Genomic DNA, 17,468 nt, shown 5'->3' with positions numbered 1-17,468 from the left:
GATCTCCTAGCGCGTCTCGACGATCTTGACCTTCTGTCCGGCATGCAGGCCGGGCAGGGGGGCGGAAACCACCGTCATGCCCGATTCCAGGCCCTTCACCTCGACCAGCTCGCCGCGCGACCACGTGCGGACGGCGCCCACCGGCTTGCGGACCAGTGTGCCGTCCTCGACGATCAGCACGTACTCGCCCTGGTCGTCCTTGCGCATCGCCGAGGCCGGCACGGCGAGAGCGTGGCCCTTCTCCTGCACGGTGACCGTGCCCGTACCGAACAGGCCGCCGCGCAGCGCCTCATGGCGATCCGTGATCTCGACGTAGACGGGGATCGAGCGGGAGCCCGCCTGTGTGGTCGGGCTGATGCGGGTGATCTTGCCGTTGAAGACGCGATCGCCGAACCCTTCGAGCGTGACCTGGGCTGTCTGGCCGACCTTCATGCGGATGACGTCGGCGGCCGGCATCTGCGCCGAGATCTCGACATGGCTGGTGTCGAGAAGGGCCAGGATCTTGCCGTCGATCGGCAGCGATTCGCCCTGATTGGCGATACGCTCTCCCACGACGCCATCGAAGGGCGCCTTGACCTCGGCGTCTGCCAGGTTCTTGCGCGCCACATCGAGCTGGGCCTCGGCGACGGCCACCATGGACGCCCGATTCTCGGCCGTCGCGCGCGCCTGGTCGGCCGCCGATTGCGAGACGATGTTGCGGTTCGCCAGGGTCTCCTTGTCGGAGCGGTCGCGCGCCGTCCAGCGCGCGTCGGCGCGCGCGGCCTCGAGCGCCGATTGCCGCTCGTTCATCTTGGCTTGCAACTCCGTCGTTTCAAATCGCGCAAGCAACTGACCCGCGGTGACCCGGTCCCCTTCGCGGACCAGCACCTCGGCCAGGCGGCCGGCGACGCGACCCTTGACGATGGTCTGGTCGATCGGCTGCGTGGTGCCGGTGAAGCGGACGACATCGACCAGGCCGCGCGGTTTGATCGTGTGGACCTCGGCCGGGATCAGCTCAAGGGTACGGTCGGCGGCCTTGGACACGGCAGGCCCGGTGCCCGCCGGGGTCGGGCCCTTGCCGTTCTTCCACGCAAACGCGGCGCCTCCGAGGACGATGGCGGCGGCGGCGATGGCGAGGGTGATCTTGGCACTGGTCTTCATGGCCGAAGCCCTTTGAGAACGAAATCGAGATAGGCGGTGTAGAAGCGCTCGCCATCGACCTTGCCGGGATCGAAACGGGCCAGCGAACGCTTCCAGACCGAGAACATGGCAAGCGGCTGAAGGATGACGATGGCCGTGGCTTCGAGGTCGGGGAGGGGCCGGAATTCGCCGCTTTCGACGCCGCGCCGCAAGGTGCGAATGAAGAGGTCGCGGCCGCGCACGTCGAAGTGCGTGCAATAGAAATTGGCGACGTCCGGGAAGTTGCCGGCCTCGGCCAGGATCAGCTTCACGACGCCGCCGGCCGGTGTCTCCTCGAAGGCGCGGAACCCCGCCACCAGTGTCCGAAGCAGCTCCTCACTCGTGCCCTCGAAGCGCTCGATCCTGTCGTTCGCCTGTGCGAGCGGACCGGCGATGGCCTCGGCAATGACGGCTTTGAACAGCCCTTCCTTGCTCTCGAAGTAGAGGTAGGGAAGTCCCTTGCTGACCGACGCCTCCTTGGCGACGTCCTCGAGCTTGGTCGCGGCGAAACCCCTGGTGACGAAGAGTTCGAGCGCGGCCCGGGCGATCTCGGAGGCTCGATCCTCCGGCCGGCGAACGCGCGGTGGTGCCCCCTCAACGCTATTGACTGACCGGTCAGTATTCATATTTTGGCATGTAGTGCGAAACCCGAGCGCAATCAAGCCGGAAAGAAAAAAGTCCGGCAGACCGAAGTCGCCGGACGTTTTGGCTAGTTTCGCCTTTCCACCCCCGCGAGCGGGAGCGTCGGATCGGCTTTTCGCTCGTCTTCTGTTTAGGGGGCCTCCGGTGGGGCCCCAAGAGAGGGCTTCCACACGGAGGCCGAAAGGCGTGTTAGAGGGGTCAAAGCTGCCTTTGACCTCCGCCCTTTCCTAATTACTGCTTCTTCTTCTTAGCAGCCTTCTTCTTCGCAACCTTCTTCTTAGCAGCCATAACTGTCTCCTATGGTTAGCTATGGGGTCCCCAACCGTGAGGTCCCCGGGGTACGCCGGTACGCTACGCCACGCATGCTCAACTGCAGCCGGTGGTGCCGCCGCAGGTCGTGCATTTGAGGCACGTCCCGTTGCGGACCATGGTGAAGTTGCCGCATTCCGGACACGCATCCCCTTCGAATCCCTTGAGCCTCGCCTCGAGGGCGGGTCCCAAGGACGAAGAGGACGAGTTTCCGAGCGCGACGCTGACGACGGCCGCCTTGGCGTTGTGCGCCGAAGCGACGGCTGGTCCGTCGGTCAGTTCGGTGGGCAGGGCGGCACCGACGATCGCGCCATCAGCGATCGCGGCATTGCCGGCAGTCCTGCCTTTCAATACCTGGAGGTTGCTGCGCACGTAGCCGACACTCGCGATCCGGCTCACCGCGGCGGCAGCGGCTTCTGCGGCGCTGGTGGCGGGAGAGGGCAGCTCCCCTTGTGTCTCACCGCGTCCGACACCGTCGGGGCGGAGGTCCGCCTGCTCGACGTGGCTGAGGTCGTTGCGCCCGAGGTAGGAAATCGCGAGTTCGCGGAAGATGTAGTCCAGAACGGACGTCGACATCTTGATCGCGTCGTTGCCTTCGACGAGGCCCGAGGGTTCGAAACGCGTGAAGGTGTAGGCCTCTACGAATTCCTCGAGCGGTACGCCGTACTGCAGGCCGATCGAGATCGCGATGGCGAAATTGTTCATCAGGCTGCGGAACGCCGCGCCTTCCTTGTGCATGTCGACGAAGATCTCGCCGACGCGCCCGTCTTCGTACTCGCCGGTCCTGAGATAGACCTTGTGGCCGCCGACGATGGCCTTCTGGGTGTAGCCCTTGCGACGCTGCGGCAGGCGCTCGCGGCCGGCCCGGACTTCGCGCTCGACGATACGTTCCACGATGCGCTCGGCAATGATCGGAGCGCGTGCCGCGGGCGGCAGCTCGGCAAGATCGTCGTTTGCGGCGATGTCGTCGCCCAGCGCCATCGCAGACAGCGGCTGCGAGAGCTTGGAGCCGTCACGATAGAGGGCGTTTGCTTTCAATCCGAGCTTCCACGAGATCTCATAGGCCTTGCGGCAGTCCTCGACCGTCGCCGCGTTGGGCATGTTGATGGTCTTGGAAATGGCGCCCGATACGAAGGGTTGTGCTGCAGCCATCATGCGTATGTGACTCTCGGCAGACAAGAAGCGCGTGCCATCTCGTCCACAGGGATTCGCACAATCGAACACGGAAAGATGTCGGCGCTTGAGATCGGGTGCGCCTTCGACGCTCATCGTCCCGCAGGCATGGATGTTCGCGGCGGCGACGTCACTGCGCGAGAAACCCAAGTGCGAGAGTATGTCGAGCTTTGGATCGGCCAGCGCCTCGTCGTCGAGACCGAGTGTCTCGCGGCAGAAGTCTTCGCCCAGCGTGTAGCGCGAGAAGGCGAGGCGGATGTCGAAGGCGGTGGCGATCGCCTGGTCGAGCCGCTTCAGGGTCGCGGCATCGAATCCGCGCGCCGCCAGGCTCTGGTGATTGACGGAAGGGGCCGACGCCAGCGAACCGTGGCCCACCGCATGGCTCACGATGCGAGCGATCGCGGCTTCGTCGTAGCCGAGGGTTCGAAGCGCCAGCGGAACCGTCTGGTTGATGATCTTGAAGTAGCCGCCGCCGGCCAGCTTCTTGAACTTCACCACGGAGAAATCGGGTTCGATCCCGGTGGTGTCGCAATCCATCACCAGTCCGATCGTGCCGGTGGGGGCGATGACGGAGACTTGTGCGTTGCGAAAGCCGTGGCGTTCACCCAGTTCCAGCGCACGATCCCAGGCGCGGCGGGCCGCGGCGACGAGCCCGGCATCCCGGCAGTTGGCCGCGTCGAGAGCCTGCGGCGCGATCGAAAGGCCTTCGTAGGCCGGGTCCGCGCCTTGCGCCGCCCGACGATGGTTGCGGATGACGCGCAGCATCGGCTCGCGGTTGGCTGCGAAGCCGGGAAAGGCGCCCATCAGGCCCGCCATCTCCGCCGAGGTGGCGTAGGCGGTGCCGGTCATGATCGCGGTGAGGGCACCGGCGATGGCGCGACCCTCGGCGCTGTCGTAGCCCAGGCCCGAGGCCATCAGCAGGGCGCCGAGATTGGCGTAGCCCAGACCCAGCGTGCGGTACTGGTAGGAGAGTTCGGCGATGCGGCGCGACGGGTACTGCGCCATCATGACGGAGATTTCGAGCACGACCGTCCAGAGGCGGCTCGCATGCTCCAGCGCCTCGACATCGATCGAGCCATCGTCGCGCCGGAACCGCATCAGGTTCAGCGACGCGAGATTGCACGCCGTGTCGTCCAGGAACATGTATTCCGAGCACGGGTTGGAGGCATTGATGCGCCCCGAAGCCGGGCAGGTGTGCCAGTCGTTGATCGTGGTGTCGTACTGCACGCCCGGATCGGCCGAGTGCCAGGCGGCTTCGGCGACCTGATCCCAGAGGAGGCGCGCGCCGATCACTTTCGAGACCTTGCCGGTGGTGCGCTCGGTGAGTGCCCATTGCCGGTCTTCTTCCACCGCGCGCAGGAACGCGTCGGTGACGCGCACGGAATTATTGGCGTTCTGTCCGGAGACGGAAGAATAGGCCGCCGATTCCCAATCGGTATCGAAGGTCGGGAATTCGATGTGGCGATAACCCTGGCGGGCGAACTGGATGACGCGCTGAATGTAGTTCTCGGGCAGTTCGGCCCGACGGGCGGCCACGATCTCGCGGCGCAGCCTCGCGTTCTGTCGGGGATCGAACGCAGCCTCGCCTTCCTCGCTCTCGAGGCAGGCCCGCATGATCGCGTTGAGGTGGCGGTTGGCGAGCCGGGAGCCGGCGACGAGGGCGGCCACCTTCTGCTCCTCGAGCATCTTCCACGAAATGAAGTCCTCGATGTCGGGATGGTCGATGTCGACGGTCACCATCTTGGCCGCCCGCCGCGTGGTGCCGCCGGACTTGATGGCGCCCGCCGCGCGATCGCCGATCTTGAGGAACGACATCAGGCCGGACGACTGGCCGCCGCCGGACAGCTTCTCGCCCTGTCCGCGCAGACGCGAGAAGTTGGAGCCGGTGCCGGACCCGTACTTGAAGAGACGCGCCTCGCGCGTCCAGAGATCCATGATGCCGCCTTCGTTCACCAGATCGTCGGAGACACTCTGGATGAAGCAGGCATGCGGCTGCGGCCGCTCATAGGCGGAGCCCGACGGGTACGCTACGCCATCGGTATGGTCGACGAACCAATGGCCCTGGCCCGGGCCGTCGATGCCGTAGGCCCAGTGCAGGCCGGTATTGAACCATTGCGGCGAGTTCGGCGCGCAGATCTGCGCCGCAAGCATGTAGCAGTGCTCGTCATAAAAGGAGCGGGCGTCCTCTTCGCTGTCGAAGTAGCCGCCTTTCCAGCCCCAGTAAGTCCAGGCGCCGGCCATCCGGTGGAAGACCTGTCGGGCGCTGTACTCGCCGCCGAAACGCTCGCTCTCGGGCATCGCATGCAGGGCGGCTTCGTCGGGGATCGATCGCCACAGCCACTGGGGCATGTCCTCGTCTGGAACGCGAACCATCCGCGCCGGCACGCCCGCACGCCGGAAGTACTTCTGTGCGAGAACATCCGAGGCGACCTGGGACCACTCGGCCGGCACGTCGATGTTCTTCAGCTGGAAAACGATGGAACCGTCGGGGTTGCGGATCTCGGAATCAGTCGCGCGAAACGCCACTCCCGTGAATGGCGACGTTCCTGCCTGCGTATACCGACGCTCGAAGCGCATCGACGATCCCCCGTGCCCGATCCCGTCAATCTGCTTCCCTGTCGCGGGGGTGTTCGATCCCGATCAAACACGCACATATGGGCACGGAGTGATGGTAAGTGACAAAATCTTGTGCGCGCAACTATATTTTGTAGACCGGCCTGTTGATGGTACTAGATGATGCAAGAAGGCAACACTCTCTTGTGTCACGCGATTCACACCTCGTTGCACGATGTGAACGCCGGATCCCTTGCGTTGCGTTGCACGCGATGAAGCGCCCGCGTACAAGCGCGCATCACCTACGAAGTGGTTGGTTCATGATCATCGGCACCTGGCTCTTCACGAAGATGCGCGGCGAACTGGTCGGCACGGATGCCGAAGGCAATCGCTACTTCCAGGACAAGCGCGTCGTTCCCGGAATGCGGCGCAAGCGCTGGGTCATGTACAACGGCGTTGCCGAGGCTTCGCGCGTTCCGCCGGAGTGGCATGGGTGGCTTCATTACACACTCGCCGAGCCGCCGCCGGCCGGTGGCCTCCCGCGCCAGCCCTGGCAGAAGGAACACCTGCCCAATCTCACGGGCACCGATCACGCTTACCGGCCCCCGGGCCATTCGCTGTCCGCCGGCGATAAGCCGAAGCCCGCCTACGAGGCGTGGCGTCCGGGCTGAGGCCGCGGTCGCAGGGGAATGAGCGTGGGCCGTAATGTCGTCGAAACGATCGTGGGCGCGCTGGTGCTGGTGGTGGCTGGCGCCTTCGTGTTCTACGCCTTCTCGAAATCGGACCGGGCCGGACCCGATGGCTACGAAATCGTGGCGCGCTTCGGGCGCATCGACGGGTTGAAGCGCGGCGCCGATGTCACCCTGAGCGGGGTGAAGATCGGCAGCGTGACCGGCTTCAGCCTCGATCCCAAGACCTATCAGGCCGTGGTGCGCCTCGGCGTGGCGCCGAATGTCGACCTGCCAGTCGACACCCATGCCAAGATCGTGGGCGAATCGCTGCTGGGCGGCATGGTCGTCGTGCTGGAACCGGGCGGCGACAAGCAGATGCTGAAGAACAACGGCGAGATCGAGCACACCCAGGATGCGATCCCCCTGACGGAGCTGATCGCCAAGTTCATGTTCGGAAGCACGGGAAGCAAGTGATGGGCGCTCATTCCCCGAAGGAGCCGCCGGTCTGGCGGCAGCCCGACGGCAAGCCGGTGTCGTGCCTCGAAAAGATCAAAGTCCTGAACCAGAACATCCAGGAGATCGAATCCCTCTGCGCCGATGCGCTGGAGGACGGAGTTCTGATGGGATGCGACGCCACGCAAATAAAGCAGGCGCTTCACGAACTGATCGACGGGTTGACCACGCCCCACGCCAAGGGGTGACCATGCGTGGCTTGATGGTGCTCGCCGTGCTGGCGGCCGGTATCGGCGCCGCGTCGGCGCAAACGCCACCGCAACAACAGCAACAGCCGCCGCAGCGTCCCGGAAATGCCAATCTTCGTCCGGTGCCCGAGGGGCCGGGCGTCCGGTCGGCCGAATTGCAGGGGCTGGACAAGGTGACGGCTCGCACGCAGCGCTTCTACGCGCCGGTCGGGAAGTCGACCCGCTTCGGCACGCTGGAGATCACGGTGGGCGACTGTCTCGTGAACGTGCCGGATGCGCCGCCTGAATCGGTCGCCTATCTCACCATCATCGATCACAAGCCGGGGCAGGCGGAAGAGAAGCTGTTCGCCGGCTGGATGTTCGCCTCGACGCCGTCGCTGTCGGCGCTCGACCACGGCGTCTACGATCTGCGCGTGCTCTCCTGCACGATGGCGCAGGGATCCTCGCCGCCCAGTTCGCGCTGAAAGCTTGCCGGGCGGTCGATCGCCTGGGCCAGCAACACCTTGAAATCGTCCCTCGCGATCTCGATCGCGCCGAAGCTGCGCAGATGCTCGGTCATGAACTGGCAGTCGAGCAGGATGAACCCGCCTCTGATCAGCCGCGCCACCAGATGGACCAGCGCCACCTTCGACGCATCGCGCTCGCGGCTGAACATGCTTTCGCCGAAGAAGGCGGCACCGACGGAGACGCCGTACAGGCCGCCGACCAGCCTTCCCTCGACGCGGCATTCGACACTGTGGGCGTGGCCGCGCGCATGGAGCGCCGTATAGAGGTCGACGATCGGCTCGTTGATCCAGCTCTCGGGATGACCCGGCCGCGGCTCGGCGCAGGCGCGCATGGTCTCGGCGAAGGCGGTGTCGGCGGTGACCTCGAAGCGGTTGCTTCGGACCGTGCGCGCCAGACGATGCGTCAGGTGGAAGGCATCGAGCGGCAGCACCGCGCGCATGCGCGGATCGAGCCAGTAGAGCTTGGGATCGTCGCGGCTTTCCCCCATGGGAAAGACGCCGATGCGATAGGCCTGGAGAAGGAGGTCGGGGGTGATCTCCAGCATGCCGGCCCTATTTCTTGAGGCCGACCAGCTTCTCCAGCCAGTGGATGTCGTAATCGCCATCGATGAACGCCTGCTCGCCGATGATGCGGCGGTGCAGCGGCACCGTGGTGTCGATGCCGCCGATCACGAATTCCTCGAGCGAGCGACGCAGGCGCATCAGGCACTCGTTGCGGCTGCTGCCGTTGACGATCAGCTTGGCCACCATCGAGTCGTAATAGGGCGGGATCGAATAGCCGGCGTAGAGACCCGAATCGACGCGCACCCCGAGCCCGCCGGGCGCGTGATAGTCGGTGACCAGGCCCGGGCAGGGCACGAAGGTCTCGGGATTCTCCGCGTTGATCCGGCACTCGATCGCATGCCCTTGGATCACGATGTCCTTCTGGGTGAGCGTGAGAGGAGAACCGGCGGCGATGCGGATCTGTTCGCGCACCAGGTCGATGCCGGTCACGGCCTCGGTGATCGGATGCTCGACCTGCAGGCGCGTGTTCATCTCGATGAAGTAGAATTCGCCGTCCTGGAACAGGAACTCCATCGTGCCGGCGCCGCGATACTTGAGCTTGCGGACGGCGTCCGCCGCCAGTTCGCCGATCCTGTTGCGTTGCTCCGCATTCAGCGCGGGCGAGGGGGCTTCCTCGAGCACCTTCTGGTGGCGGCGCTGCAACGAGCAGTCGCGCTCGCCGAGATGGATGCCGGCGCCCAGCCCGTCGCCCAACACCTGGATCTCGATATGGCGCGGTCGCGGCAAGTACTTTTCGAGATAGACCGCGTCGTTGCTGAACGCCGCCTTGGCCTCGGCACGCGCCAGCGAGAAGGCCTCGGCTGCAGCCTCCGCATCGACGACGACTTTCATGCCGCGCCCGCCACCGCCCGCCACCGCCTTGATGAGGACGGGCCAGCCGATCTTCGAGCCGAGTTCAACGACCTCGTCGATCGAGTCGACGGGACCGGGCGAGCCCGGCACCAGCGGCAGGCCGAGTTCCTTGGCGGTCTGCTTGGCGACGATCTTGTCGCCCATCATGGAGATGTGCTGCGGCGTCGGGCCGATGAAGGTGAAGCCATGCGCCTCGACGGCTTCGGCGAACCGGGCGTTCTCCGACAGGAAGCCGTAGCCCGGGTGGATCGCATCGGCGCCGGCGATCGTCGCGGCCGACAGGATCGCCGGGATGTTGAGGTAGCTGTCGCGGGCGGGGGGCGGACCGATGCACACGGACTCGTCGGCCAGCCGCACATGCATCGCATCGCTGTCGGCGGTCGAATGGACCGCGACGGTCTGGATCCCCATCTCGCGGCAGGCGCGGTGGATGCGGAGCGCGATCTCGCCGCGATTGGCGATCAGGACCTTGTCGAACATCGGCACGGGCGGCCCTTACTCGACGATCATCAAGGGTTCGGCGAACTCCACCGGGTGGGCATTCTCGATCAGGATCTGCGTGACCGTGCCGCCCTTGGGTGCCTTGATCGGATTGAAGGTCTTCATCGCCTCGATGATCAGCAGGGTCTGTCCGGCGGTGACCTTGTCGCCGATGGCGACGAAGTTGGGCTTGCCGGGCTCGGGCGCCAGGTAGGCTGTGCCGACCATCGGCGACTTCACGACGCCCGGATGCTTGGAGAGGTCTCCGGCGACGGCGGCTGCGGGCGCTGCGGTCGCGGGAGCGGCGGCAGGCGCGGGGGCCATCATGACCGGCGCTGCCTGGACGACCGGTGCGGCCGGCCGGACGACACGGATGCGCCGCTCGCCGTCGGCCAACTCGATCTCGCCGAGTTTGGTCTCCTCGAGGATCGCCGCCAGTTTGCGCACGAACTCGGTATCCAGCTCGAACTTTGCCATGGAGAATCGCTCCCGATGTTGGTCAGCGTGCCAGCAGGCGCGCCAGCGCCTGGAGGGCAAGGAGGTAGCCTTGAGTGCCGAGACCCGCGATCACGCCGACCGCAGCCGGGCTGATGTACGAATGATGGCGGAAGCGCTCACGCTTGTAGATGTTGGACAGATGAACTTCGACGGTTGGCAGCTCGGCGGCGTTCAGCGCGTCGAGCAGGGCCACCGACGTGTGGGTATAGGCACCGGCATTGATGACGATGCCGGAATTGCCCTCGCGGGCGGCCTGAATGCGGTCGACCAGCACGCCCTCATGATTGCTCTGGGCGAATTCGACGTCGAGGCCGAGGCGTGCGGCTTCGGCCCGGCACGCCGCCTCGACGTCCGCCAGCGTCTCATGGCCGTAGATTTCCGGCTGACGCTTTCCCAGCATGTTGAGATTCGGCCCGTTCAGAACCAGCACCGGTTTGAAAACCGGCGGGCGTTGGGCGGCCTTAGCGGCCAATCCTGCCTCCCAGAGTGATAAGAGGCCGGCGTTATACCATGGCGCCTAGACGCCACAAGGCGGCCTCAGGGGCGGTTTCTCAACAGCTTGGCGTGGTCGAACAGGCGGTCACACAAGCCGTTGAGGGTCCGGCGCTCCTCTCCGGACAGGGCCGCATAGAGCTCGGCCTCGTACCTAAGGGCCAGGGGGACGATTTCATCATGCATCGCGCGCCCTTTGGCCGTCAGCCTGAGGGGTTCCCGCCGGCGGTCCTCCAGATCGGTCGCGCGCTCGACCAGACCGCGCTTCATCAGGCCGCCCACCGCCCGGCTGACCGCCACCTTGTCCATGACGATGCGCAGGCCCACGTCGGTGGCGGTGAGGGGCGCAAACCGCCCCAGGGCGGCCATCACCCGCCACTGGGTGACGCTCAGGCCGAACCGCCCGGCATAGAGATCGTGCAACGACTCGCTCACGAGCTGGGCGAGGACGGAGAGCCGGTAGGGGAGAAAATTCTCCAGTTCGAGGGCTTGCGCTTCGGTCGACATGATAGTTACATCTGAAACTAATTCAGCCGGGAGGTCAAACATGGCAAGTGTCAGCGAAGCCAAGATCCTGGAGATCGACGAAGTGAACCCGATGGGCACCGACGGGTTCGAGTTCGTCGAATACACGGCCCCCGATCCCGCCGCGCTCGGTGTCCTGTTCGAGAGCATGGGCTTCACCAAAGTGGCGAAGCACCGATCCAAGGACGTCTCGCTCTATCGTCAGGGCGACGTGAACTTCATCGTCAACGCCGAGAAGGAAAGCTTCGCCCAGGGCTTCGCGCGGGTGCACGGGCCCAGCGTCTGCGCCATCGCGCTGCGGGTTAAGAACGCCGGCGCCGCCTACAAGCGGGCCCTGGCGCTCGGCGCCTGGGGCGTCGAGGGTAAGGTCGGCCCGATGGAGCTCAACATCCCGGCCATCAAGGGCATTGGCGATTCGCTGCTCTATCTCGTCGATCGATATGGCGATCGCGGCTCGATCTACGACGTCGACTTCGAGTATCTGCCGGGCGTCGACCGCAATCCCGCCGGCGTCGGCCTGACCTATATCGACCACCTGACCCACAACGTGCATCGCGGCCGCATGGCCGAGTGGGCCGACTTCTACGAGCGGCTCTTCAATTTCCGCGAGATCCGCTACTTCGACATCGAGGGCAAGCTCACCGGCCTGAAGTCCAAGGCGATGACCAGCCCGTGCGGCAAGATCCGCATCCCGATCAACGAGAGCACCGACGACAAGTCGCAGATCCAGGAATACCTCTCGGCCTATCACGGCGAAGGCATCCAGCACATCGCGCTCGGTACTGGCGACATCTACGAGACGGTGGAGACCCTGAAGGCCATGGGCGTGCCGTTCCAGACCGTGCCCGACACCTATTATGAGCAGGTCGACGAGCGTCTGCCGGGCCATGCCGAAGATCTGGCTCGGCTGGCGGCCGATCGCATCCTGATCGACGGGGCTCCCACCAAGGGCGGCGGCCTGCTCCTGCAGATCTTCACGCAGACCGTGATCGGTCCGATCTTCTTCGAGATCATCCAGCGCCGCGGCAACGAAGGCTTCGGCGAGGGCAATTTCCGGGCGCTGTTCGAATCGATCGAACTCGACCAGATTCGCCGCGGCGTGTTGAAGGCTTAATCATCACCCTCCCCTGTCATCAGGGGAGGTGCCCCGCCCATAGCGGGGCGGAGGGGTCATGGGCGTCACACCCGGCGCGGATGACCCCTCCGTCGACGCAAGACGTCGACACCTCCCCATTTGAATGGGGAGGAAACAGAAGAGAAGGAGGAAACCATGGCCAAGAACTGGATTCCGCTGCGCCAGGTCGAGGGCAATGCCTCGCGCCAGGCGCATGTCCGGCTACCGGAAGGGACCTACGAGCGTGAGATCAGCAAGGAGGGCTTCTTCGGACCCTCCGCGCAGTTCCACCACCGGCACAAGCCGACGGACTGGGTCGAGTTCGACGGCCCGATCCGGCCGCGCGCGCTCGATCTCAACAAGCTGGCGACCGCCCGGAGCAATCCCTGGGAAGCCGAGCTCGTGATGGACAACAGCCACATGCAGATGCGCATCTGGCGCCTCGACGAGCCGATGCGTGAATTGGCGCGCAACAGCGACGGCGATCAGCTGCTGTTCGTCCACGAGGGCAACGGCGCGCTGTTCTGCGACTATGGGCATCTCGACTATGCCGAGGGCGACTACCTGGTCATCCCGCGCGGGACGATGTGGCGGCTTGAGCCCGTGACGCCCACCGTGTCGCTGATGATCGAGGCGACCAACGATCACTTCACCCTGCCGGAGAAGGGGCTGGTCGGCCGGCATGCCATTTTCGACCCCGCGATGCTCGACACGCCACGCATCGACGAGGCATTTCGCTCACAACAGGACGAGCGGACCTGGAAGGTCTCGGTGAAACGGCGCAACACGCTGTCGACCGTGACCTACCCGTTCAACCCGCTCGATGCGGTGGGCTGGCATGGCGATCTCAGCGTCGTGCGCATCAACTGGCGGGACCTGCGCCCGCTGATGAGCCACCGCGCGCACCTGCCGCCGTCGGCGCACACGACCTGGGCCACAGGTCGGTTCGTGGTCTGCACCTTCGTGCCGCGGCCGTTCGAGAGCGATCCGGAGGCGCTGCGCCTGCCGTTCTTCCACAACAACGACGATTTCGAGGAAGTGATCTTCTACCACAAGGGCAGCTTCTTCAGCCGCGACAACATCCATCCCGGCATGATGACCGTCCATCCGAGCGGCTTCACGCACGGGCCGCATCCCAAGGCCTTCAACGCCGCCACCAAGGGCGGCAAGACGGAGACCGACGAGGTCGCGGTGATGATCGACACGCGCGATGCGGTCGACGTGGCGGCGATGCCGGCCGGCGTCGAGTTCGAGGGATACGTGAAGTCCTGGCGGCCGCCGGACCTGAAGCAGGCTGCGGAATAGGGGCGGGCACGATGAAACTGGGATCGCTGAAAGAGGGCGGCCGCGACGGCACGCTGATCGTGGTCAACCGCGACCTGACGCGCGGCGTCCGGGCCACCACCGTGGCGCCGACGATGCAGAAGGCGCTCGACGACTGGGCAACCAACGCACCGAAACTGCGGGCGCTGGCCGAGCAGCTCGAGGACGACAAGGCGGTGGGTTCGTTCGAACTGGATCCTGTGGCGCTGGCGGCGCCGCTGCCGCGCGCCTATCAGTGGGCCGACGGCTCCGCCTACGTCGTCCATGTAGAACTGGTACGCAAGGCGCGCGGCGTGGAGATGCCGCCGTCCTTCTGGACCGATCCGCTGATGTACCAGGGGGGCTCGGATTCCTTCCTGGGGCCCAACGACGAGATCGAGATGGCCGACGAGGCCTGGGGCATCGATTTCGAGGGCGAGATCGCGGTGATCGTGGACGACGTGCCGATGGGCATTTCGCCGGAAGCGGCGCGAAAGCACATCAAGCTGGTGACGATCCTGAACGACGTGTCGCTGCGCAACGTCATCGTGGGCGAACTCGCAAAGGGCTTCGGCTTCTTCCACGGCAAGCCCGCGACGGCCTTCGCCCCCGTCGCCGTGACGCCCGACGAACTGGGCGACGACTGGAACGGGGCCCGGCTCGACCGGCCTCTGATTTCGACGCTGAACGGCAAGGAGTTCGGCCATCCGAATGCGGCGACGGACCTGACCTTCGACTTCGGCCAGCTGATCGCGCACGCCGCGCGCACGCGGCACCTCGAGTCGGGCACCGTCGTCGGCTCGGGCACGGTGGCGAACCGTGATCCGGCGGTCGGTTGCTCCTGCATCGCCGAACGGCGCGTCCGCGAAACGATCGACGGCGGCAAGCCGGTGACGCCCTTCATGAGCTTCGGCGATCAAATCCGCATCGAGATGTTCGACCGGGGCGGCAAGTCGATCTTCGGGGCGATCGACCAGAAGGTCGTGCGCTACACGCCGCCCGCCTGAGCCGTGCTACAGTGACCGCGGAGGCGGTCATGAAGCTCATCGGCTATTTTCGCTCGTCGGCGGCGTATCGCGTGCGCATCGCCCTCAACGTCAAGGGCATTGCGGTCGAGCATGCGTCGCGGCATCTGCGCAAGGGCGAGCAGTTCTCCGCGGACTACGCCGCGCTCAATCCGCAAAAGCTGGTCCCGTCGCTCGTCCTCGACGACGGGGCGGTGCTGACCCAATCGCTGGCGATCATCGAATATCTCGAGGAAGCCCATCCCGAACCGCCGCTGCTGCCCCGCGACCTGGTCGGCCGCGCCCATGTGCGGGCGTTGTCGCTGATCGTGAGTGCGGACATTCACCCGATCCAGAACCTGCGTGTCATGGCCTACCTGCGCCAGAAGTTCGGCCAGACGGAGGAGAGCGCCTTCACCTGGTCGCGGCACTGGATCGAGACCGGCTTCGACGCCTATGAGTCGATGCTGGCTCACGGCCGGGAGAGGGGGATCTACAGTCACGGCAACTCGCCCACGATGGCCGACATGTGCCTGGTGCCGCAGGTCTTCAACGCCACCCGCTTCAAGGTCGACATGAAAAGCTATCCGACGATCCAGCGCATCTACGACGCCTGCATGAAGCTTCCCGCCTTCGACGCGGCCCAACCCTCGAAGCAGCCGGACGCCGAACCGTGAGAAAATCCTTCGTCGTTCTCGCTGTCGTTCTTGGCCTGGTCGGCATCGGTGCCGCGTCCATCCCGTTTGCCGAGGAGTTCGCCGCCACGCGCCTCAAGGCTGGCCTCTCGGAGCAGGGGGTGCAGGTCGAAACGGTGCAGGTGGGGCTGCTCGACCGCAGCGTCAGCCTCGGCAATGTCGTGGGCGGACCGAATGGCGAGCTGAAGGTCGAGGCGTGGGAGGCCTCGGGGCTTGCCTGGCCGTTGGACGAGCTGCTGAAGGGACGGCTGCCATTGCGGGGGCTCGACTGGGGCGATCCGCTTCATGTGGCGCGCCTGCATCTGCGCAATTTCCGGTTGGCGACCCCTGACGCGGGCAATACCTGGACGATCGGCGAGCTCACCGGCACCGACATCGACCTGCCGCGCTACGACGCGGCCTACGATGGACCGTTCCGCAATCAGGTGATGGTGGCACGTCTGCTGGGGGCGCTGACCGTCGGGCGCCTGGAACAGCGTGATCTCACCTACGTCTCGCTCGAGCAGATGAGCCAGAGCGCGGCGAGCGTCGCCCTCTCGGACTACCGGCAGGGCCTGATCGACGTGCTGGAGATGAAGGATTTCCAGGTGAAGCCGGCGGACGCACGGATGGCCGGCCTCACGGTGGCGGACGTCGCGGCCCGCGGCGTCGACCTCCGCCGGCCGATCGCCATAGCCTCGTCGATCGACTGGGAGCCGGGCACGCCGATCGGCCGCGTTCCGATGGCCGAAGGCCGCCTGTCGGGATTCGGGGGCGATCTCATGACCCGCTACGGTCTGTCGCTGGGCAGCGTTTCCACCGAGACGGTGCGTGAGGGCGAATTCAGCCGCTCCCGCTTTCGCGTCGAGGATTTCGTGCTCGCGCCCTCCCTGCGCAGCGTCGAGGCGCTGGGGATGCTCCTGGTGCTGCAGTCGATGAACCTGAAGGAAGTGAGGCTGGGATTCGATTGCAGCACGCTCGAGGACCGCGCCCGCCACGTCCTGAAGGTCGAGGGCTGCAAGCTGAGCGGTCAGGGCCTCGCCGAGATTTCACTGACCGCTCAGGTGATCGATACCGACGACGAGTTCTGGCGGGCGATCGACGAGGCCGATCTCTTCGGCGTACTGGGCACGAAGGCTGCGCTTTCCTCGGCAAGGCTCGTGATCGCCGACAAGAGTCTCCTGCAGCGCAGCCTGCAGGCCAAGGCGCGGCTGAGCGGCCAGACTCCGGCGGCGGAGCGTACGGCGCTCGCGGCCGAGATCCGGCGCTTCCAGCCACCCGGCGTGCTGATCACTCAGGACATGTCCAAGGTGTTCGACGCGGTCGGCCGCTTCGTGGAGCAGGGCGGCACGCTCACGCTCGACGCGATGCCGCAGCCCGCTCTGGGCCTCGAGAAGATCGACTATCTCCTCAAGCCGGGCGCCGATCTGGTGAATGCGCTCGGCCTGACCGCGACGGTGTCGCGCTAGCTCTTGCGGGCGTCGGCGATCAGCGCCTTCAGCGACTCGGCATCGACCGCGCCCGGCACGAACTGCTTGCCGATGACGAAGGCCGGCGTGCCGCGCACGCCGAGGGCGGCGGCCAGCGCCATGTTGCGGTCGATGATCTGCTTCAGCTTGGGATCTTCCATGTCCTTCTCGAGCTGGGCCACGTCGATGCCGACGGAGACCGCCGTTTCGAGGATCTTCGCGCGGTCGAGCTTGCCGTTGAATTCCATCAGCGCGTTGTGCAGGGCCTGGTGCTTGCCCTGCTTCATCGAGGCGAGGGCGGCCAGCGCGGCGATGCGCGACGGCTCGCCCAGGATCGGCAGGTCCTTGTAGATGATCTTCACCTTGCCGTCGGCGCCGGTCACCGACTTCACCGCCTGGTAGGCGCGCTTGCAATAGGGGCACTGGTAGTCGTTGAACTCGACGATGGTGACGTCTCCCGCGGGATTGCCGGCGGTGGGGCTGTCAGCGTCGCGGAACAGCTCGGCCTCGTTCTGGCTGATCGCCTTGATCGCCACGGCATCGCGCTGCGTGTCCTGCTTGCGCTCGAGTTCCTGCATCGCATCGACCAGGACTTCCGGATTGGCCATGAGATAGGCCCTGATGCTCTTCCCCAGGTCGGCCGGCACGGCGGCCGCGCTGTTGGAGGGGGGAGCCGCAGACACCCTCGCGGCGTCGGGCATGCTGGTGCGGGTCGCGGCGACGGCGCCGACGATCATCAGTCCGGCCACTGAAGCCAGTAGAAGGGAACGCATCGTTAGTC

The 17,468-nt window shown here is 65.7% G+C and carries 18 protein-coding genes; 9 read left to right on the top strand and 9 right to left on the bottom strand.

Annotated elements, in window-relative coordinates:
- Window positions 1-6: 6 nt before the first annotated feature.
- From ACO07K_RS13065 to ACO07K_RS13055, 3 genes are all read right to left on the bottom strand, one after another.
- The gene (locus ACO07K_RS13065) at window positions 7-1,140 is read right to left on the bottom strand and encodes an efflux RND transporter periplasmic adaptor subunit (protein ID WP_422036366.1); all 1,134 of its coding nucleotides are present in this window, start codon (window positions 1,138-1,140) and stop codon (window positions 7-9) included.
- Window positions 1,137-1,784, bottom strand: a complete 648-nt coding sequence (locus ACO07K_RS13060; protein WP_422036365.1) for a TetR/AcrR family transcriptional regulator — start codon at window positions 1,782-1,784, stop codon at window positions 1,137-1,139. The genes ACO07K_RS13065 and ACO07K_RS13060 overlap by 4 nt, the downstream gene beginning before the upstream one ends.
- 382 nt (window positions 1,785-2,166) lie before the next feature.
- Window positions 2,167-5,859 carry a vitamin B12-dependent ribonucleotide reductase gene (locus tag ACO07K_RS13055; protein WP_422036364.1) on the bottom strand — a complete coding sequence of 1,231 codons (3,693 nt, stop codon included), beginning with the start codon at window positions 5,857-5,859 and terminating at the stop codon, window positions 2,167-2,169.
- Between the two features lie 296 nt (window positions 5,860-6,155).
- Between ACO07K_RS13055 and ACO07K_RS13050 the strand changes: the two genes are divergently transcribed.
- The 4 genes from ACO07K_RS13050 to ACO07K_RS13035 are packed head-to-tail and all read left to right on the top strand — an operon-like array spanning window position 6,156 to window position 7,671.
- Entirely contained in the window at window positions 6,156-6,506 is a 351-nt protein-coding gene (locus ACO07K_RS13050) for an NADH:ubiquinone oxidoreductase subunit NDUFA12 (RefSeq protein WP_422036363.1), read from the top strand.
- 24 nt (window positions 6,507-6,530) lie between these two features.
- Window positions 6,531-6,980, top strand: a complete 450-nt coding sequence (mlaD, locus tag ACO07K_RS13045; RefSeq protein WP_422036362.1) for an outer membrane lipid asymmetry maintenance protein MlaD — start codon at window positions 6,531-6,533, stop codon at window positions 6,978-6,980.
- Complete coding sequence (locus tag ACO07K_RS13040; protein WP_422036361.1) at window positions 6,980-7,207, top strand: hypothetical protein; 228 nt, start codon at window positions 6,980-6,982, stop codon at window positions 7,205-7,207. Before mlaD ends, ACO07K_RS13040 begins: the two co-directional genes overlap by 1 nt.
- 2 nt (window positions 7,208-7,209) lie before the next feature.
- Window positions 7,210-7,671 (top strand): DUF2155 domain-containing protein, encoded by a 462-nt coding sequence (locus ACO07K_RS13035; protein WP_422036360.1) that lies wholly within the window; start codon window positions 7,210-7,212, stop codon window positions 7,669-7,671.
- Here ACO07K_RS13035 and aat read toward each other — a convergent pair.
- The 5 genes from aat to ACO07K_RS13010 all read right to left on the bottom strand — a co-directional run bounded on the left by aat (window position 7,608) and on the right by ACO07K_RS13010 (window position 11,106).
- Window positions 7,608-8,258 carry a leucyl/phenylalanyl-tRNA--protein transferase gene (gene aat, locus ACO07K_RS13030; protein WP_422036359.1) on the bottom strand — a complete coding sequence of 217 codons (651 nt, stop codon included), beginning with the start codon at window positions 8,256-8,258 and terminating at the stop codon, window positions 7,608-7,610. The genes ACO07K_RS13035 and aat overlap by 64 nt on opposite strands.
- 7 nt (window positions 8,259-8,265) lie before the next feature.
- The gene (gene accC / locus ACO07K_RS13025; RefSeq protein WP_422036657.1) at window positions 8,266-9,609 is read right to left on the bottom strand and encodes an acetyl-CoA carboxylase biotin carboxylase subunit; all 1,344 of its coding nucleotides are present in this window, start codon (window positions 9,607-9,609) and stop codon (window positions 8,266-8,268) included.
- 15 nt (window positions 9,610-9,624) lie between these two features.
- Window positions 9,625-10,086, bottom strand: a complete 462-nt coding sequence (accB, locus tag ACO07K_RS13020; protein ID WP_422036358.1) for an acetyl-CoA carboxylase biotin carboxyl carrier protein — start codon at window positions 10,084-10,086, stop codon at window positions 9,625-9,627.
- 22 nt (window positions 10,087-10,108) lie between these two features.
- Complete coding sequence (gene aroQ / locus ACO07K_RS13015) at window positions 10,109-10,579, bottom strand: type II 3-dehydroquinate dehydratase (protein ID WP_422036357.1); 471 nt, start codon at window positions 10,577-10,579, stop codon at window positions 10,109-10,111.
- A 65-nt stretch (window positions 10,580-10,644) separates the two neighbouring features.
- Window positions 10,645-11,106, bottom strand: coding sequence for a MarR family winged helix-turn-helix transcriptional regulator (locus ACO07K_RS13010; protein ID WP_422036356.1), 462 nt, complete (start codon window positions 11,104-11,106; stop codon window positions 10,645-10,647).
- Window positions 11,107-11,146: 40 nt separating this feature from the next.
- On the opposite strand from ACO07K_RS13010, the gene hppD reads away from it, so the two are divergent.
- The 5 genes from hppD (at window position 11,147) to ACO07K_RS12985 (ending at window position 16,687) form a co-directional block, all read left to right on the top strand.
- Window positions 11,147-12,238 (top strand): 4-hydroxyphenylpyruvate dioxygenase, encoded by a 1,092-nt coding sequence (gene hppD, locus ACO07K_RS13005; protein ID WP_422036355.1) that lies wholly within the window; start codon window positions 11,147-11,149, stop codon window positions 12,236-12,238.
- Window positions 12,239-12,394: 156 nt separating this feature from the next.
- Window positions 12,395-13,543 (top strand): homogentisate 1,2-dioxygenase, encoded by a 1,149-nt coding sequence (locus tag ACO07K_RS13000; protein ID WP_422036354.1) that lies wholly within the window; start codon window positions 12,395-12,397, stop codon window positions 13,541-13,543.
- An 11-nt stretch (window positions 13,544-13,554) separates the two neighbouring features.
- Window positions 13,555-14,547: a fumarylacetoacetate hydrolase family protein gene (locus ACO07K_RS12995; protein WP_422036353.1), complete on the top strand. Its 993-nt coding sequence runs from the start codon at window positions 13,555-13,557 to the stop codon at window positions 14,545-14,547.
- 29 nt (window positions 14,548-14,576) lie between these two features.
- Window positions 14,577-15,221, top strand: a complete 645-nt coding sequence (maiA, locus tag ACO07K_RS12990; protein WP_422036352.1) for a maleylacetoacetate isomerase — start codon at window positions 14,577-14,579, stop codon at window positions 15,219-15,221.
- The gene (locus ACO07K_RS12985; protein ID WP_422036351.1) at window positions 15,218-16,687 is read left to right on the top strand and encodes a hypothetical protein; all 1,470 of its coding nucleotides are present in this window, start codon (window positions 15,218-15,220) and stop codon (window positions 16,685-16,687) included. The genes maiA and ACO07K_RS12985 overlap by 4 nt, the downstream gene beginning before the upstream one ends.
- On the opposite strand, the gene ACO07K_RS12980 is transcribed toward ACO07K_RS12985, so the two are convergent.
- Window positions 16,684-17,460, bottom strand: coding sequence for a DsbA family protein (locus ACO07K_RS12980; RefSeq protein ID WP_422036350.1), 777 nt, complete (start codon window positions 17,458-17,460; stop codon window positions 16,684-16,686). The two genes, ACO07K_RS12985 and ACO07K_RS12980, sit on opposite strands and share 4 nt — an antisense overlap.
- Window positions 17,461-17,468: the final 8 nt, after the last annotated feature.

This window comes from Reyranella sp. (genome assembly GCF_965228225.1).
Taxonomy (GTDB): Bacteria; Pseudomonadota; Alphaproteobacteria; order Reyranellales; family Reyranellaceae; genus Reyranella.
Note: the sequence above shows the minus strand (reverse complement) of the source record. Positions and strands in the feature narration are given on the sequence as shown.

Bases quoted from the DNA above. Each gene is read 5' to 3' on its own strand.
- ACO07K_RS13065 (WP_422036366.1), bottom strand. From the start codon at position 1,140: ATGAAGACCAGTGCCAAGATCACCCTCGCCATCGCCGCCGCCGCCATC.
- ACO07K_RS13060 (WP_422036365.1), bottom strand. From the start codon at position 1,784: ATGAATACTGACCGGTCAGTCAATAGCGTTGAGGGGGCACCACCGCGC.
- ACO07K_RS13055 (WP_422036364.1), bottom strand. From the start codon at position 5,859: ATGCGCTTCGAGCGTCGGTATACGCAGGCAGGAACGTCGCCATTCACG.
- ACO07K_RS13050 (WP_422036363.1), top strand. From the start codon at position 6,156: ATGATCATCGGCACCTGGCTCTTCACGAAGATGCGCGGCGAACTGGTC.
- ACO07K_RS13040 (WP_422036361.1), top strand. From the start codon at position 6,980: ATGGGCGCTCATTCCCCGAAGGAGCCGCCGGTCTGGCGGCAGCCCGAC.
- ACO07K_RS13035 (WP_422036360.1), top strand. From the start codon at position 7,210: ATGCGTGGCTTGATGGTGCTCGCCGTGCTGGCGGCCGGTATCGGCGCC.
- aat (WP_422036359.1), bottom strand. From the start codon at position 8,258: ATGCTGGAGATCACCCCCGACCTCCTTCTCCAGGCCTATCGCATCGGC.
- accC (WP_422036657.1), bottom strand. From the start codon at position 9,609: ATGTTCGACAAGGTCCTGATCGCCAATCGCGGCGAGATCGCGCTCCGC.
- accB (WP_422036358.1), bottom strand. From the start codon at position 10,086: ATGGCAAAGTTCGAGCTGGATACCGAGTTCGTGCGCAAACTGGCGGCG.
- ACO07K_RS13010 (WP_422036356.1), bottom strand. From the start codon at position 11,106: ATGTCGACCGAAGCGCAAGCCCTCGAACTGGAGAATTTTCTCCCCTAC.
- hppD (WP_422036355.1), top strand. From the start codon at position 11,147: ATGGCAAGTGTCAGCGAAGCCAAGATCCTGGAGATCGACGAAGTGAAC.
- ACO07K_RS13000 (WP_422036354.1), top strand. From the start codon at position 12,395: ATGGCCAAGAACTGGATTCCGCTGCGCCAGGTCGAGGGCAATGCCTCG.
- ACO07K_RS12995 (WP_422036353.1), top strand. From the start codon at position 13,555: ATGAAACTGGGATCGCTGAAAGAGGGCGGCCGCGACGGCACGCTGATC.
- maiA (WP_422036352.1), top strand. From the start codon at position 14,577: ATGAAGCTCATCGGCTATTTTCGCTCGTCGGCGGCGTATCGCGTGCGC.
- ACO07K_RS12980 (WP_422036350.1), bottom strand. From the start codon at position 17,460: ATGCGTTCCCTTCTACTGGCTTCAGTGGCCGGACTGATGATCGTCGGC.